The following is a 16,711-nucleotide window of genomic DNA, read 5'->3' on the forward strand; positions in this document are numbered from 1 at the left end:
ATTGGCGAGCACAGCACTGTGGTTCGGTCGACTCGGCTGCTACTTTGAAGTCCGTACTAATAATCCGCGCAGCAGAAGATCCAGAGCGCTGATTCCTCGTTCCAATCGCTTGGAGCTCTCTCGCTCGGCAATCCAGAACGCCGCCTCGGACAAACTGCCATAAATCAGCGATGCCAAAGCCTCGGCATCCGCTTCAGCAACAACACCCTGCTCAATCAGACCTTCGATCAAGCGTTGCATGGACTCGATGCAATGCCGTTGCGCCTCGGGCGAAGCCCCGCCAAGGACAGATCTGGCATCTCGCAGAACCAAACGTTGGATTTCCGGTTCAAGCGCCATTTCCAAGTAGGCCTGGCAGCGTTCTCTGAAACCTTCCCAGGGATCAGCAGCATTGTTGGAGATGGCTCGCAGGCGAGCATCCATTTCCGCGTCGATCTGCTCAACCACCGCGGCCAGTAACCCCCTTTTGTCACCGAAGTGGTGGTATAGCGCGCCGCGGGTAAGACCTGCCTGGGCAGTCAGGTCATCCATTGAGGTATCAGCATAGCTGCACTCGCTGAATACCTTTCGTGCCGTGGCCAACAGCGTGGCCCGGGTCTGTTCCATCTCGGCGCGAGTTCGGCGAGCCATCAAAACTCCTTACATACGGAATGCACGACTGTTTACATACGCGACGTATGTATATACGATCTTATTCATACACCTCGTATGTATTTTCCATCCCACTGCGATGCTTTTGCAAGCTGGCTCCATGGAGGGCTTGATGGCTACCCCCTATCGCGAACTTTTCCAAGCACCCGGCACCAAGGCTTTCACGCTCGCGGGATTGATTGCTCGAGTACCCCTGCCTATGACGGGTATTGGCATTATCACAATGTTGTCCCAGCAATACGGCAGCTACGCACTGGCTGGAATGGTGTCAGCCACTTTCGTGCTCACTTACGCCCTGGTATCACCGCAGATCTCACGCTTGGTCGACCAGCATGGGCAGCGTCGTGTGCTTCGTGTAGCAACCTTCATCAGCGTCACTGGATTGCTGACGCTCATCAGTTGCTCGTTCTATGGAGCGCCCTATTGGAGCCTCTTCATCGGCGCGCTTTTGGCCGGTTTCATGCCGAGCATGTCGGCGATGTTGCGGGCTCGCTGGTCATGGCTGTATCGGGGCCAGCCCCGTCTGCAAGCTGCTTACTCGCTTGAGACGGTCTTCGATGAAGTGACCTTCATTGTTGGCCCGCCGTTGTCCGTGGGCTTATCGGTCATGGTTCAGCCGCAGGCAGCCTTGGTTGTCGCTGCACTGATTTTGCTGCTCGGTGCGTCCGCGCTCTCTGCACAGCGAGCCACGGAGCCACCAGCTCAGCCCCAGGAATCACATGAACATTCGCGATCTGTCATTCGAATGGCGAGCGTACGGCTCCTGACCTTATTGATGGTGGCCATGGGTGTAATCGTCGGGACAGTTGATGTAGTCAGTGTGGCCTTCGCGCAGGACCTCGACCGTCCTGCGGCGGCCAGCTTCGTGTTGTCAGCCTATGCCATCGGTTCCTGTGTATCAGGACTGGTTTTCGGCGCCCTTCAGCTAAAAGCCCCGCTTCACCGCCAACTGCTGTTGGGTACTCTGGCCACCACCGCTACCACAGCGCCACTGATGGCCGTAGAGAGCATCCCGAGCCTGGCCGTAGCAGTGCTTGTAGCGGGGCTGTTCTTTGCGCCCACCATGATCGTGGCGATGACTTCGATCGAGCGCTCGGTGCCCGAGCAAAACCTGACAGAGGGAATGACTTGGCTGTTGGCTGGACTGAATGTTGGTGTCGCGCTGGGGGCTGCCGTATCCGGCCAGCTTGTCGATGAGATCAGCGCTAGAGCCGGATTCTACCTTTCGCTAAGCGCAGGCGCCGCCGTGCTGGCCATCGGGCTGCTGGCATGGATGCGACTCCGCGCCGATGCACTGACCCCATCAAGACAGTGTGACTCCACCCTTTCTAGTTAGTCGATTTCAAGGATTCGAATCATGGCTATCTGCTCAGAAACATCCAGAACACCTGCTGCAGAGAACTCGTGGCCGGCGGTAATCGCAGTGGGCTTGGCGACCTTCGCTGTGGTGACTACAGAAATGCTTCCGGTCGGACTGTTAACCTCCATCGCGGCAGCATTGCAGACTACAAATGGAACGGCCGGCTTGATGATTTCGCTGCCAGCACTCTTGGCCGCGGCATTTGCAGCCTTGGTCGTAATCGCCTCTGGGAGCATAGACCGGCGAAAAATCCTATGTGGGTTATTGGTGCTGTTGTTGATCGCCAATATCGCGTCTGCTTTAGCACCCAACATGACGTGGATGCTGGCGGCACGTGCATTGGTAGGGTTCTGCATGGGGGGTATCTGGGCGATTGCTGGAGGACTCGCGGCCCGGCTCGTCCAAGCCAATGCGATCGGCCTGGCGACGTCCATCATATTTGGTGGCGTTTCTGCGGCCTCGGTACTGGGTGTGCCACTCGGCGCGATTGTTGGGGAGCATCTGGGATGGCGCTGGGCATTTGCGCTGATGGCCCTCCTGAGCGGATCGATCCTGGTGCTGCACCTTGTCGTTATCCCAGCGCTCCCCGTAATCGGCTCGACAACTGCGCGCCAATTCGTGGAGCAGTTTGGTAATCCCAGGCTGCAAACGGGGCTGCTACTGACCGTACTTCTGGTGGCCGGACACTTTCTTGCCTTTACATTCGTTCAGCCCCTCCTTCTCGACGTATCCGGCCTGGATGCACGTTGGATAGGTACATTACTTTTCGTTTATGGGGCGGCTGGGCTCGCCGGAAATTTTTTAGGTGGCACCAATGCCGCTAGCAATACGACCTTGACTTTGGTGGTGATCGCAGCCGGATTGGCACTGACATCAGTAATATTTCTCAGCCTTGGGCACAAGCCGTCTGCAGGAGTCATTGCACTGCTGTTATGGGGCCTGACTTACGGCGCAGTGTCGGTCTCGCTGATGACACTAATGATGAAAGCGGCGCCGCAGGCAATCGAGACGGCCTCCGCTCTATACGTGGGTACATTCAACATCGCCATCGCCTTGGGATCGTGGATGGGGGGACAGTTGATTGACACCACTGGGCTTACGGGAAACCTCTGGGTGTTTGGCGCATTGGCCACTGCCGCGCTTCTTTTGTCCTTGAGGCTCCACAGGACAGAGAATGCCCCCTAACGAACCTGAGACCTATTCGATCATCGCCAATGCGGTTATTGCTTGAATCAGTAAAGCGAGGGCGGCCCTTACCACTCACGAATTAATAGCAATGTATCCAGCTGCTCAGGGTCGGCTTCCATAGCGGGCGCTCAATTGGTGGGCGCCCAATACCAGGATCAGTTTTTCCCATGCGATACGCAGCACTTCATCCGCTCAATTTGCTCAACCGAATCAATCGCAACGCCTGCATCGCCCTAACCGCTGTAGCCAGTTTCACGATTTTAGCTGGCTGCGTAGCCAATGATGAAAGCGAGAGCGGCGCTATATCTACCAGCTCTCCGATGGTCTCAACCAGCACCAAACTGTCGCCCCTTAACGAAAGCGACATCACGGGAAATCCGGTTAAGGGAGAGCTTGTATGCACCTTCTCCGCCGGGCGCAGCACGTTCTTTTACGTTGCAGGAAACGTGGCAACCAAGGGTGCCTCAGAGGGGATTCTGAAGTTCGGCGACCAGGTGATGAAGGTCCACGCCCCGGGTGGGTTCGACTCCATGCAACATGGAAACCTGTTCAAAGGCGAGCGTGTGGTGGCCGAAGTGAAGCTGAAGGAAAAAGCCGATCAGCCTGAGAAAGCTGGAACTGACGGAGCGGCCTCCTTCCCTGCCGCGACCCTCACCTACATCCGAAATGACAGTTCGATGCGTGCCATTGAGGGCGACTGGGTGTGCGGTCCTTGAGCAGGCTCGAATTGGCTAGCGGCTCGTATGCTGGAACTGCAGCGTTCTAGCTCAACTGAGCTGCTGAAAGACACACAAAACAAGAAAGCCCGCATCAGCGGGCTTTCTTGTTCATTATGGCTCAAAGCGCGTACCGCACGCATGGCAAAGCCAAGTGCGGCGCCACTCTTGCAGCTTGTCATACTGGGAGACGTTGAAATTCCAGTGGCGGACAAAGCCGATCACGCCGACGGCCGCAAGCACCAATCCCATGAGGGATTTGCTCCAGTCAATTTGAGTCAGCTTCAGGCCATCGTACGCAATGATCGCACCGATAACCGTCATGATGACGGGCCCCAGCAGACGCTTGCCCGGGGGCGGGCCTACGCTCGCCGCCAGATCGGTCTGGTGACGAGCATTCGTTTCGACCCTGATAGGGCCGTAACCGGTGTGAGTTTGGTGAGTCGATTGAGTGCGAGCAGTACCCGCGGCATGAATAACTGACAGAAGCTGGACATTTTGTCCCTGACAGTGCGGACAGCAGATGGATTTCATCCCCCGCGCACCAGTTTGCTCGACTGTTAGGCAGCAGCAAAATGAGCCTGGCTGGCAACGCCAGGGTTGTTGGAAATGATCTGATGACGATGTTGACGTTCCTGAGCCCCTACAAGCCAAGCATCAGGCACTTGCGTGCCGAGCCTCTGACCAGGGCTATACCTGAGAGGCCTCAGCCCTGGGCCAGAAGACGCCTAACAGTCGTCTTCAGTTTTTTTACGGCAAACGGCTTCAACAGTAGTTCGGTCTGGCCACTTTTTAGGGCAATAGCCGGGACGGCATTCTCCACGAAACCAGAGATGAACAGCACTTTGAGTGTCGGGTGTCTGTCGAGCGCTGTCACAGCCAATTCGTCACCACTCATGCCACCGGGCAAGCCGATGTCCGTGATAAGTAACACTGCATCAGATTCCCCCGCCAACTCCAGTAGCGCTTGTGCAGCGGTTTCGACCTTTGTGACTCGATAACCCACCTCCTCCAACGCCTCGGCGATGAGGTCACGAATGGCAACCTCGTCGTCGACCACTAGCACTCTGGCGTTATCCACCGGGAAATCGTGCTCATCACTGGTGGGCAGCCCAACATCGAGAATGGCCGCCTGACTGTGATGCAACGGCAGGAAAAGGCTTACCGAAGTGCCCTTCCCCATTACCGACTCGATGCGGGCCTCACCGGATGATTGCTGGGCAAAGCCATACACCATCGAAAGCCCCAGGCCTGTGCCAGAGCCTAGAGGTTTGGTGGTAAAAAAGGGATCGAACGCACGCTCGAGCACGCTTTGTGGCATCCCCATTCCGGTATCCGTCACGCGCAAAAGTGCGTATTGCCCGGCCTTCAGGGTTGCAGTGGCCTGCGTGGCATCGATGCGGGTGCGGCTGATCTCGATCTGCAGCCGGCCGCCATGGGGCATGGCGTCACGCGCGTTGATGCACAGGTTCAGTATCGCGTTTTCCAGCTGGTGGGCGTCACAAAAGCACAGCAAGGCGTTTTCCGGTGCGAGTATCTCCAGTTCTATCCGCGGCGTGAGGGTTCTGCTGATCAGCTCTCTCATGTCCTGAGCCAGCATTGCAAGGTCTACGACTGAACTGGCCAAGGGCTGACGCCTTGCGTAGGCCAGCAGTCGGTGCGTCAGCGAGGCAGCGCGACCGGACGCAGTCCGGGCGAGTCCGAGGTAGCGAGGCAGCTCCTCCTGATTTCCCTGGTCGATACGCTGTTCCAGCATGTCCAGGCTGCCGGTGATCACAGTCAGCAGGTTATTGAAGTCGTGGGCCAGCCCGCCTGTTAGCTGGCCCACAGCTTCCATCTTTTGGCTTTGCTGCAATTGCGAGCTTACTTTCTCGAGTGCTTCCTGACGCTCCTTGTTCAAGGTGATGTCCCGTGCGACCGCGAAATACAGACCCTGTCGGCGCGCAATCCGCCAGTTCAGGTGCAGCGGTTTGCCATTGGCGCGAAAGCCCTGGGTATCGAGCTCAGCGATAGCCCCCTTGCCTAGGGTGCGCAGTGCAAACGACAGCTGTGAGGGGGAGATGAAGCTGAAAAATGCACCGTCCTTGAGTTCTTGGTCGGTATGCCCGGTTTCGGTCTGCCAGGCTGGATTCATCGCCACGATGTCCCCGTCCTCGGACACCGTACAGATCAGGTCGGGGGATACATTCCAGATGCCATCGCGCTCCAGAGTACGACGCTCGACCTCCTGTTCCAGACGGTCATTGACATCGGACAGCGCGTTCAGGGTTCTTCGGAACAAGGCGCAGACAACGGCCATACCGAACGTGACCAAAGCGAAACTCGCGCTGCTGAGCCAGGCGGTCGAACCATCGTTGAAGCCGATCTCGCCAATGAAGAAATAGTGGGCGGTCAGCACTGCCAGAACGCAGCCCAGGAGAGACGGGCCAATACCAAAGCAAAAACCGATGAACATCAGCCCAGGTATGAAAAACAGGTACGGTAGTGCCGTGAAAGGAAGCTGCAAGCGCACCGCGCCACACAGCGCGATCACCATGACAGTGCCCGCATAGCGAACCGGCGTGCTTGGCTGGAAGCGCGCCAGTCGGCGAACCAGCTCAAGGCTGCGAGAGAGAATACTGATCAAATGTGGCTCCGTTGGGGCCAGGTCGGAAAGCGCAGATGCGAATTGTCGACAGTCGATACGGCGGAGGCTTTCCACCGCAGCTAGTTATCGGCAATCGTCCCTGCAGCTTTAAAGGGTTCAGCATCCAGCCCCATAGTTTCTAACTAACAGCCTGATGGCCAACCATAATTGTGCGGATACAACGAGGTGGTAAGCTCAAGGCACTCAATGAACACCTAGCTTTAGTCTTTCAAGCCCCTTAGTACTCATAGTAGCCGACATGACCACGTGCAATTTATCGCCCGAAGAAGAACGCGCACGATTGGTCGATGTAGACCGTCTGACCTCGGATTTGGAGAGTGGCTCGGATCCCGTCCTTAACAGTATCGTGTTGATGGTCTCCAGCTATTTCAAGGTACCCACCTCGCTGGTCAGCATCATCGAGCGCGACTATCAAGTTTTCAAAGCTCGCGTGGGGATGGAGCCTGAACGTACGTCGCGGGAAATGTCGTTCTGCGTCCACGGTCTCGACGAAGGGGCGGTGTTGGAGATATGCGACCCTGTCGCTGATCCGCGCTTCTCAGATAATCCATTGGTAACAGGTGCTCCGTTCATACGCTATTACGCAGGTGCTCCGCTGACAATCAGCTCAGGGCGGAGCCTGGGCCGGCTTTGCGTTATTGACCATAAAACACACTCACCAATGAGCGAGCATGGGCGAACCCTGCTTCGTAACGCAGCTCAGGTGGTGGTGGCGCGATTGGAATCCATACATCGCTCGCACTACATCGACCCAATGACAGGCTTGCCCAACCGGCAGCGCTTTGACGCGGACATTCAGCAGGGGCTCAAGCAGGACGATCGCGTCGCCATCCTTATTGAGCCGCTCTCCGCAACGGGGATGGACCGCTTGGCAAAATCGCTCGGGAGCGAGTTTTTCACCCACTTCATGCTGGCGGTCAAAGAGCTGCTCCTGAAGTTGCTACCCGTTGGGACACGGTTGTACCGCTCCGGTACTCTGGGCTTTGTCGCGCTGCTCAGCCACCGAGCACTGTCGCTGTCAAGCCTGGTCGACAGCATGGTACATGCGTTCGAACGGCCGCTGTACTGTGCGGATATTCCGGTTTTCTCTGATGTGGGAATCAGCGTGCTGCAGCTAGAGAGCGAGGCTGGCGCGCCGACGGATATCCTGCGCTTGATGTCCAGCATCACCGATGCTGCGCGCCGAAGTGAGCGACGTTGGCTCAACTATGACCCCGCGATCGATTCGAGCCTGCGTCGCAGCACCGCACTGCTCAATGACATCGAAGCGGCACTTACCGACGCTGATCAGTTCAGGCTGGTCTACCAACCTCGTGTCGATCTGGCCAGCAACCGGTGCGTTGCCGTCGAGGCACTGCTACGGTGGTCGCACCCTACGCTGGGTGAGATAAGCCCCGCTGAATTCATCCCGCTGGCTGAAACTACCGCCTCGATTCGTCATATCACCAGTTGGGTGGTACGGCGCGTCTGCGAGCAGTTATCGGCCTGGCGGGCTCAAGGCTTGGAAATGATCGTATCCCTGAACGTCTCGGCACTGGATCTGACTGACGGGCACCTGTTCGAGCAGTTGGTCGAAGCTCTGCAAGCGTTCAAGGTGGAACCACGAGTCGTCGAGCTCGAATTCACCGAGAGTGTCCTGGTAACCGATTTTGAGACCGTGCGAGTTCAGCTGCAACGTTTTCGCGATCTGGGCGTGGGCATTGGGATCGACGACTTTGGCAGTGGTTACAGCAACTGGGCATACCTGCGCCAGATCCCGGCAACCAGCGTCAAGCTCGATCGCTCATTGCTGGCTGATCTCCAACCGGGTAACAGCGAATGGCACATCATCCGTGGCCTGATCAGCCTGGTGCGCGACCTTCGCCTGATCGTCGTGGCCGAAGGGGTTGAAACAGAGTTGCATTACCACCTGCTGCGAGGCTGGGGCTGTCAGCAAGGTCAGGGGTATTACTTCGCCAAGCCATTGTCACCCGTCGACCTTCTTGACTGGTTTAAAAAAGGTGGCGGGCTCTCAGAGCACCATTGCTGAGGTACTTAATTTTTCCCTAAAAGGCTGGAAGGGATTCACGCCGCGGCAAATAGCACCGGTTTGAGGTTGATCAATTTCTGGGAATTGAGGTCAGAAGCAATCTCTCTTCTTCCTGAGACAGCGTTGTCAGAGTTCTAAAGTAATCGAAACCTAAGGTACGGCGGATTGCTGCCCCTCTATAAAACAGCCAGCGGCCATCGTGCCAAAGGCTAGGTGGATTGCATTCAGATGATAATTTTGTCCATGGATCCGCACCTTCAACGACCTCTAACGATATTCCGAAAGAAGAATTCTCCACCCACCCTAAGCCGTTGCATTGAGGTCATCATGTTCGGTTCACAGCTTCGCAATGAGTTGCAAGCATACAAAAATCGCTTTGAAAACGTTGATCAGAAAATGGCGGCGATTCGCAGCAGCATGGCGATGATTGTGTTCACTCCGACGGGAGAGATCGTGGATGCGAATCAGGCATTTCTGAACGTAGTGGGTTATCACCTCGAAGAGGTGGTAGGCCAGCACCACCGAATGTTTTGCCCTGTAAGCTTGGCCAATGGCCCGGAGTATCGCCAATTCTGGAGCCGACTTTCCAAGGGTGAAAGTTTCAGCAGCCGCTTCATGCGGATTACCAAAGATGGCCGCGAAATCTGGCTGGAAGCGACCTATATGCCCGTTCATAACGGCGCGGGTCAGGTGGTGAGCGTTATTAAAATCGCAGCCGACATCACCAGGCAGATAGAGGCAGACAACAAGCAAACCAGCCTGCTTACCGCCATCGATCGCTCAATGGCTGTAATTGAATTCAATCTGAACGGTGAGGTACTCGAAGCAAACGAAAACTTCCTGACTACCATGGGTTACCGTTTGGACGAGATTCGTGGAAAGCACCACCGCCTGTTTTGCGAACCTGCGGAGATTAACAGCGATGGCTATCGCCGTTTTTGGCAGCGTTTGAATCAAGGCGACTACATACACGAAATTTTCAAGCGCGTTGCCAAAAATGGCCGTGTCGTATGGCTTAGAGCGACTTACAATCCTCTTTATGATGTTGCCGGAAAACTGTATGGAGTTGTTAAGTTCGCGAGCGATATCACCGCGCAGGTAGAACGCCGAAACGCTGAGTCGGAAGCCGCGCAATTGGCCTATGAGATAGCCCGGGAAACGGATGAGAGCTCGGTAAAGGGGGCTGCCACTGTAGATGAGACGATGCAGGTAGTTCGCGGAATTTCCGAAGAGCTCGATAAGGTATCTGAACAAATTAGCGCACTCAGTACACAATCGGAACGCATCAACAGTATTGTTCAGGTCATCAGGGGCATCGCCGATCAGACCAATTTACTCGCACTCAATGCAGCGATTGAGGCTGCCAGAGCGGGCGAACTTGGGCGGGGCTTCGCCGTGGTGGCAGATGAAGTTCGTAACCTGGCGTCTCGAACCAGCCAGGCTACCGTGGAAATCAACGAAGTTGTGCAGTTGAACCAAAACCTGACTCAGAGCGCCGTTGCGAGCATGTTGGGCAGCCAGGAGAAGGTGAGAAAAGGTGTTGGCCTTGCCGGCCAAGCCGGAGACGTCATGCTGGAAATCCGTACAGAGGCACAGCGAGTGGTGAGTGCAGTCGGTCAGCTTCGGCAGACCGTTCAAGACTAGGCCAGGAACAGCCGTCCAAGGCATAACTGGAGACGGGTTCAACCATTGGATCATCTGGCCGGAAACGGTCACCCACGAAGGTTCTCTGCTGACCAATCGGACGCATTCAAGTGCCCTGCTCTTTCCGTCGCCACCTACACGGGATAGAGCTACCGATGAAGCGGTGGCTCACGAGCAAATTTACAATGTCGCAATGGCCTCTATCTCGACCTGCATCCCTTCTAGTGCAAGGCAGGGTGCCGTAGTGAGCGTGCATGCCGGCTTCATCTGTCCCCCCCAGGCGCCGTCGACCTCCTCCACTCAAGCCCGCAGCCTCTCCTCGGAGTGATCGACGATCAGCAAGGTCAGCTTGAAAATATTGTTCAGGCTGGCGCCTCGGTGAGCCAGGGCTGACTTCACATTGGCAAGCGCCTGCTTTGCTTGCTCGGCGAACGATACCGATAACTCACCGCCTTGCCCGGCCACGAATATCAGCTGGGCACCGCCGTTCACCTGAGCGAGGTGGGGATATCCATTCGCCGTTGGGTCCACCGTCAGCCGTCTGTTTACAGGTGGCGTCGCGCGCAATGAGCAGCTTCGCACACTGGCTCGGCTGGAAGGCCGCATTTGGGTTGAGGGGAACGTTGCAAGGCTGTGACGCCGCTCAGCGCCTTTCTTGAACGAATGGCGCACGATGTGTCATAACGCTATCACCCCTAAGGAAAGGCCATCATGCAAAAGCCGGGATATAACTCACGTACTGCCGAGAAGTTCGTCATCCGCCTGCCAGACGGCATGCGCAAGGCCATCGAAGATCTGGCCGTCGCCAATCGCAGCAGCATGAACACCGAAATGGTCCTCGCTCTCGAAGCGCACCTCGAAAACCAGACTCGCCAGAAGCTACTGCTCGATGCCTTGCAGGCTCAGGTCAGCGACGCCAAACTGCCAGCGCGCGAACGGCCTCAGCAGCAGGCTGAAGTCGACTATATCGATGGCCTGAAAAGCGGCAACCTCTGAGCAATAGGCAAACCGTGGGCCCGGCCAGTTGAAGTCAGGCGCGTAGCTCTCGGTGCCTCGATTAAGCGCTGAGCTTGAAGCGGCCCAGCAGGCCATTGAGGCCCTGCGCGAGATGCGCCAACTCGCTACAGGGCGCAGCTGTCTGACTGACACTCGAGGCGCCCTGGACTTCAAAGACAGCTGCTAAGCCTGATCAGCAAGTCACGTCTTTTCGTGGCTTGGCTACAGGCACACAGCTGCGCCAGTTATTCACTTACACGACAAATCGCTGAGTCTGCTGGTGCAGACGGTTAGCCATCTGCGCCAAATCGCGACTGGCGGCCAGGCTTTGCTCGGCCCCGCTGACTACTTCCGCGATGCTGTCATTCAGTTGACTTACATTCTGGCTTATCTCATTGGCAACAGACGTTTGCTCCTCTGTTGCCGTCGATATCTGCTCATTACCTGAGGCGATGCTTTCAACTGCACTTATGATGGAAGCCAGTGCCTGCCCTGCATCTCCCGCGCGCTGAACACACTCCTGAACGTGCTCGCGCGATTGTTGCATCACTCCCACAGCTGCACGCGCCCCACCTTGCAAGGAGTCGATTAGCTCCCTGATGGACTCGGTTGCAGTCTGCGTATTACTGGCCAAGCCACGGACTTCATCGGCGACGACCGCAAACCCGCGCCCAGCCTCGCCGGCCCGCGCCGCTTCAATGGCAGCGTTCAGAGCCAGCAGATTAGTCTGGGCCGCGATGGCTTGAATAACCCCCAACACCTTACTGATCTCGTCACTTTGAGCATGCAGGCTGTTGATCACCTCACCCGCCTCTGCAACCGATAACGAAACACCTTCGACAGAGTCGACGCTTGCCTGCACTAACACACCGCCTTCCCGAGCTTGTCGATTGGCGTTTGCAGCGCTACTCGCGGCAGAGAGTGCGTTATTCGCCACCTCCTGAACCGCCATGCTCATCTCGTGCACGGCAGTCGCGACCATGTTCGTTTGGTCACCCTGCAGGGTTGCTGTTCTACTGACCTGGGCGCTCACCGCACTCATTTCCTCGGAGGCGCTAGACAGCTGTGTTGCCGTTGCGGACAACTCAAGAATCAAAGCCTGCTGATGTTCGATCAAGGCGTTGAACGCGAGAGCTGTTTGCGCAACCTCGTCTCGGCCGGCCACGCTGGCTCGTAGAGTAAGGTTCGAAGTCTTCTGAACCGCAGTGATGAGGCTACGCAGCCCTGACAAGGGTCGAATAATGGAGAGGCTAATTATCGTCGCAGCGAGCAAAAGGCCAACGAGCGCTGCGGCTCCGATGATCATAAATGTCTTCACGACAGCGCGATATTGTAAATCAGAGGCAGTAAAAAGCTTCTGCCCTTCGCTTAGCTGTAGATCGATCAGCTTGGAAAGCTGGTCTCCTAGCGGGTCGAAGGCTCCATACAAAGTGGCGTTGAAAAGCTTTGCATCCATGTCGCGTAATTTCCCGTCATCCACAGCTGCAAGGAACTGCCGGGAAGTCCCGCGCACGCCAACCAGTAACGCATCGACGTTGCTTACAATCATTCTTTCTTGGTCAGTCAGGCTGGTCGCCCGATATTCGTCCCAAGCCCTATCGCCCTCAAGCAACGCTGCATCGAACTGCTGGTGCAAGCCGGCCTGATCAATCAAACCAGATCGGTATTTATGCAACGCATCGACCATAGTGACCGCATAGCTATCCGACACAGCTTTTAATTGGCTGATCGGTTTCATCCGATCGAGAAACAGATGCTCCAAATTGCTATTGATGCGCTGCGCATTGATCGAGGCGATAAGGATGACAGCTGCGAGTACCAAAAGAGGAACGACAACGAGCAAAGCCAGGCGGCTGCGAATAGTGACGTTGGTAAGCATAGGACTTTCTCAAATAGAGCGATGTCTGGCTGGAGCATTCACTCCGACCTGAACTACCATGGCTCCAGGTTATAAGCTCAGCGTTCGCACGCCTTAGCCATTCGAAAGCTTCCCTGCACCGGATCGCGCACTTCCCGCTTCTCTCAGACGGCGTCTACCCCATGTCCTGAAAACATAGGGGATAGTCGATTGAAAAGGCGCTAGTTGCTATCGACACTTCGGAGAAAAACTTAAAACGAGTCCCCAAAAACTGTTGCGCCACAAGCTGCTGCTCAATGCCCCGCAGGCTCAGGTCTGCGACGCCAGCGCGCGAACAGCCTCAGCAGTAGGCTGAAGTCGACTACATTGACGGCCTGAAGAGCGGTAGCCACTGAACAAAAGGTAACCCGCCCCCCGCTTCAGGCCGCTGCGGTCTAATTGGTACCCGAGGCGCTCTGTTCAAGCAGCCAGTACGATCAATAGATTGCTGGGTGCTAGTCGCGGGATTTGCTCCCGTACCCCTTCAGGCGTATCAGATTTGAAGAAAACTTGGTAACCGCTGCCATCCTCGTAGGACTTGGCGTGGGTAACCCAGTCAACGACCAGCCTCATATCAAGCCCGGTGTCCCGTGAGATTTTCTGGGCAGTGATAGGTTGGTTGATAACGGCGAATGCGGATGCGGCGATGACCATAGTGAGAGTTCCATCTCGTGAGTAGTCCTGCATCCAGCGTAGCCAGCATTCCCTACGCTGCCACTCGGAGTTATAGCGAGTTGCGACAGACCCACCTGCCCTCCTGCCAGACACACAAGCAGGCCTGCAGCCCAGGAATTATCTCATATTCGCCGTCTGCGCTCTTGCGCCGGGACGGTATGTGAATGCTCACTGCCGCACGGGCGATTTCTGTGGAGAGGCGTCGCTGGCCCATTTGCGTAGAAGGTGGCAGAAGTGCTCCGCCGCTTTCGAAACGGGACGATCCGTCGGGGTCGTCAGGCCGACAGGCGCACGTAATAGTGGGCTGGAGAACGGTAGCGCCCTGACGATCCCTAAGCGCAGATCCAGATCGACCACACCGCGTTGCACGAACCATACGGCGTTATGGTCATGCACATACACGCGCGAAAAGGTTTCGCTAAGCGACTCGAATATCTGCAAGCCTTCGCCAGCATTTTGCGAGAGCAGAAAATTGTCCACGCTGGTGCGCACCAGTGTGCCTTGTGGTGAGGCGATCAACACATAGGGCCGCAGGTCTTCGAGATGCAGGCGCTCCAAACCTGCGAGCGGATGATCGTGACGTACCACCATCAGCAGGTCTTCTTCATAAAGCGCTTCGAACATCACGCCAAGCATGTCGCGGCCAATCAGCCGGCCGACGATCAGGTCGATATCGCGGGTGCGCAACTTGCCCACCAGATATTCGTACACGCCAGATAGCACCTGTACCCGTACCTGGGGGTAACGCTCGCGCATCTGGGCGATCACCGGCGCCAGCATGTACCCCGCCGCCGTCGGCAAGGCGCCGATACGCAACAGCTCCGGCGCATGGTCGGCAACCTGCGCCTGATCCATGGCCTGATTGAAACTCGCCAGGGTCTGTGCCGCGTGCTTGTGGAAGGTCTCTCCCGCCTGGGTGAGTTGCGTGCCCTTGCGCCCACGAATCACCAATTGAACGCCCAGCTCGTGTTCCAGCTCCTTGAGGCTCTTGGAGACGGCGGAGAGTGTGATGTGCAGAAGCTTGGCCGCCGTGGCGAGGCTGCCGGAGCTGACTACGGCGAGAAATACCCGCATGTGACGAAGGCTGATGGTGGATTGGCTCATTGAGAAGGCCCGACTTAATCAACCCACAGGTTAATTTCAGGCTGATTTTTTATCAATTTAATCAACCTGAAGTTTCACTTAGCATCCCTGGTAGATCCAATAACACTAAATCAGGATTCCAATGAAGCAGCCCACTCTACGACTCGGGGCTTCCAGCGCTTCGCTACCTAGCCTCTGCCCCGAAGCCTTGGCCGATGAGCTCGCCCGCCTTGGTTACCAAGGCGTTGAATGGCGAGTCGCCGATATCAGCCATCTCGATCCCGCGCACCCATGGGATGCCCGCCAGAACAATCGATGCACTATCGCCCCGACTGAATCGGCGATCAGCCGCATTCAGACGCATTGCCAATCCCTTGGCCTGCAGATCTTCGGGCTCAGCCCGTACCTGGCTGTCGGCGACCTCGACCACGCCGAGCGGTTGATCGATCTGGCGGCCCTCGCCGGTCAGGCGCGCCTGCGGCTCTGGGCGCCCAACTATGCGAGCGAGCGCTACGCACAGGCCTACGGCCGGATGCGCCGTTTTCTCGATCAGATCTTGCCGCGCGCCGAAGCGCTGGGCGTGCAACTGGTGCTCGAAGTGCATCAGCGCACCATCTGCTCGAGCCCCTCGCTGGCCATGCGGGTAGTCGAGCATTACCCGGCCAGCAGCCTCGGCGTCATCTATGACATCGGCAACCTCGCCATCGAAGGGCGCGAAGACGTACAGCTATCCCTCGACTTGATGGGCCAACACCTCGCCCACGCGCAGGTCAAGAACGTGTCCTACAGCCCCATTGGCCCGGGCCTTGGTTGGCAATGGGACTGGTGCCCGCCGGACGAGGGCGTGCTGCCGCTGGCGTCGATGCTGAAAACCCTCGCGGAGAGCGGTTTTGCCGACTGGATATCGATCGAGGACTTCTCCACGAAATACGGCGATCAGCACAAGCTGTCACGCAACCGCGACCTGATTCGCCACTACCTGGGGCTCGCCATCGAGCCCGATTCGCACACTGCCACGAGACATACCGCCCATGAACACTACAACTAACCGCCGGGTCGCGCTGGTCACTGGCGCCGCTGGCGAGCTTGGCCGGGCGATTTGCGCGCGCCTTTGCCGCGACGGCCTGCATATCGTTGCCGCCGACATCAATCTCGAGGCGGCTCAACAGCTGGCCGATTCACTTGAGTGCCAACCCGAGCAACGCATCATCGCCATCTACGCCGACATGGCCGACAAGGGCTCCATCGACGCCATGGTCGAGCAGACCGGCGCCGAGTTCGGTCGCATCGACGTGGTGGTCAACAACGCCGCGGTCAATCATCGCGGCTCGATCCTCGATTTCGACCCGGCCCAATGGGATCACATGATGGCGGTCAACCTGCGTGGCCCGGCCCTGCTGTGCCAGAAGGTAGCCCCGTACTGGCAGGCCCAAGGCAGCGGTCGGGTGATCAACATGGTGTCGCGCTGCTGGGTCGCAGGTGGCCCGCCCGCCTACGTCGCCTGCAAGGCCGGGCTGGTTGGCCTGACCCGCTCCATGGCCCGTGAACTGGCGCCTTACCAGGTCACCGTCAACGCCATCGCGCCCGGGCTGCTGCCTTCGGCATTCACTCTGGACGGCCGTGACGCCGAGAGCTTCGAGCGGATGGCCGCAGGCTCGATCAACAGCACTCCACTGAGACGCCTGACGACACCGGAAGACATCGCCAATACCACGGCTTTTCTGGCCTCCAGCGATGCCGCATTCATTACTGCCGAGGTGATTCACGTGTGCGGTGGCAGCCAGCTGGCGCCGTTCGGCAGCGGCTAACCGCCCTGCCCGCTCTT

Annotated in this window: 14 protein-coding genes and 3 pseudogenes; 10 read left to right on the forward strand and 7 right to left on the reverse strand. The window is 57.3% G+C overall.

Annotated features, from left to right (window positions below):
* Positions 1-39: 39 nt before the first annotated feature.
* Positions 40-630, reverse strand: a complete 591-nt coding sequence (locus tag BVH06_RS03540; protein ID WP_075930478.1) for a TetR/AcrR family transcriptional regulator — start codon at positions 628-630, stop codon at positions 40-42.
* Between the two features lie 133 nt (positions 631-763).
* Between BVH06_RS03540 and BVH06_RS03545 the strand changes: the two genes are divergently transcribed.
* The 4 genes from BVH06_RS03545 to BVH06_RS25245 all read left to right on the forward strand — a co-directional run bounded on the left by BVH06_RS03545 (position 764) and on the right by BVH06_RS25245 (position 4,398).
* Complete coding sequence (locus BVH06_RS03545; protein ID WP_075933218.1) at positions 764-1,987, forward strand: MFS transporter; 1,224 nt, start codon at positions 764-766, stop codon at positions 1,985-1,987.
* 21 nt (positions 1,988-2,008) lie between these two features.
* Positions 2,009-3,196 carry an MFS transporter gene (locus BVH06_RS03550; protein ID WP_075933219.1) on the forward strand — a complete coding sequence of 396 codons (1,188 nt, stop codon included), beginning with the start codon at positions 2,009-2,011 and terminating at the stop codon, positions 3,194-3,196.
* A 170-nt stretch (positions 3,197-3,366) separates the two neighbouring features.
* A complete protein-coding gene (locus BVH06_RS03555; RefSeq protein WP_075933220.1) occupies positions 3,367-3,915 on the forward strand; it encodes a hypothetical protein in 549 nt (182 codons plus the stop codon).
* Positions 3,916-3,942: 27 nt separating this feature from the next.
* Positions 3,943-4,398 carry a hypothetical protein gene (locus BVH06_RS25245; RefSeq protein WP_139315560.1) on the forward strand — a complete coding sequence of 152 codons (456 nt, stop codon included), beginning with the start codon at positions 3,943-3,945 and terminating at the stop codon, positions 4,396-4,398.
* 223 nt (positions 4,399-4,621) lie between these two features.
* On the opposite strand, the gene BVH06_RS03565 is transcribed toward BVH06_RS25245, so the two are convergent.
* Entirely contained in the window at positions 4,622-6,541 is a 1,920-nt protein-coding gene (locus BVH06_RS03565) for an ATP-binding protein (RefSeq protein ID WP_075933222.1), read from the reverse strand.
* A gap of 259 nt (positions 6,542-6,800) precedes the next feature.
* Between BVH06_RS03565 and BVH06_RS03570 the strand changes: the two genes are divergently transcribed.
* The 3 genes and pseudogenes from BVH06_RS03570 to BVH06_RS26195 all read left to right on the forward strand — a co-directional run bounded on the left by BVH06_RS03570 (position 6,801) and on the right by BVH06_RS26195 (position 10,235).
* The gene (locus BVH06_RS03570) at positions 6,801-8,591 is read left to right on the forward strand and encodes a GGDEF and EAL domain-containing protein (protein WP_075933223.1); all 1,791 of its coding nucleotides are present in this window, start codon (positions 6,801-6,803) and stop codon (positions 8,589-8,591) included.
* Positions 8,592-9,008: 417 nt separating this feature from the next.
* Positions 9,009-9,692: pseudogene (locus BVH06_RS26190) on the forward strand (PAS domain-containing protein); the annotation flags it as partial.
* A 102-nt stretch (positions 9,693-9,794) separates the two neighbouring features.
* Positions 9,795-10,235, forward strand: coding sequence for a methyl-accepting chemotaxis protein (locus BVH06_RS26195; RefSeq protein ID WP_371915263.1), 441 nt, complete (start codon positions 9,795-9,797; stop codon positions 10,233-10,235).
* Positions 10,236-10,415: 180 nt separating this feature from the next.
* Here BVH06_RS26195 and BVH06_RS03580 read toward each other — a convergent pair.
* Positions 10,416-10,802, reverse strand: a pseudogene (locus tag BVH06_RS03580) (RidA family protein).
* 144 nt (positions 10,803-10,946) lie between these two features.
* Here BVH06_RS03580 and BVH06_RS03585 point away from each other — a divergent pair.
* Positions 10,947-11,231 (forward strand): Arc family DNA-binding protein, encoded by a 285-nt coding sequence (locus BVH06_RS03585; protein WP_075933225.1) that lies wholly within the window; start codon positions 10,947-10,949, stop codon positions 11,229-11,231.
* A gap of 253 nt (positions 11,232-11,484) precedes the next feature.
* On the opposite strand, the gene BVH06_RS26200 is transcribed toward BVH06_RS03585, so the two are convergent.
* The 4 genes and pseudogenes from BVH06_RS26200 to BVH06_RS03600 form a co-directional block, all read right to left on the reverse strand.
* A complete protein-coding gene (locus tag BVH06_RS26200; RefSeq protein WP_371915264.1) occupies positions 11,485-12,273 on the reverse strand; it encodes a methyl-accepting chemotaxis protein in 789 nt (262 codons plus the stop codon).
* A gap of 75 nt (positions 12,274-12,348) precedes the next feature.
* A pseudogene (locus BVH06_RS26205) lies at positions 12,349-13,110 on the reverse strand (MCP four helix bundle domain-containing protein); the annotation flags it as partial.
* 438 nt (positions 13,111-13,548) lie between these two features.
* Positions 13,549-13,782: a hypothetical protein gene (locus BVH06_RS03595; RefSeq protein ID WP_075933227.1), complete on the reverse strand. Its 234-nt coding sequence runs from the start codon at positions 13,780-13,782 to the stop codon at positions 13,549-13,551.
* Between the two features lie 189 nt (positions 13,783-13,971).
* Positions 13,972-14,907: a LysR substrate-binding domain-containing protein gene (locus BVH06_RS03600; RefSeq protein WP_075933228.1), complete on the reverse strand. Its 936-nt coding sequence runs from the start codon at positions 14,905-14,907 to the stop codon at positions 13,972-13,974.
* A gap of 121 nt (positions 14,908-15,028) precedes the next feature.
* Here BVH06_RS03600 and BVH06_RS03605 point away from each other — a divergent pair, with 121 nt between their 5' ends.
* Complete coding sequence (locus BVH06_RS03605) at positions 15,029-15,934, forward strand: sugar phosphate isomerase/epimerase (RefSeq protein WP_075933229.1); 906 nt, start codon at positions 15,029-15,031, stop codon at positions 15,932-15,934.
* Complete coding sequence (locus BVH06_RS03610; protein ID WP_075933230.1) at positions 15,918-16,694, forward strand: SDR family NAD(P)-dependent oxidoreductase; 777 nt, start codon at positions 15,918-15,920, stop codon at positions 16,692-16,694. The genes BVH06_RS03605 and BVH06_RS03610 overlap by 17 nt, the downstream gene beginning before the upstream one ends.
* Positions 16,695-16,711: the final 17 nt, after the last annotated feature.

Origin of the sequence: Pseudomonas sp. PA27(2017), assembly GCF_001945445.1 — a bacterium.
Classification (GTDB): domain Bacteria; phylum Pseudomonadota; class Gammaproteobacteria; order Pseudomonadales; family Pseudomonadaceae; genus Aquipseudomonas.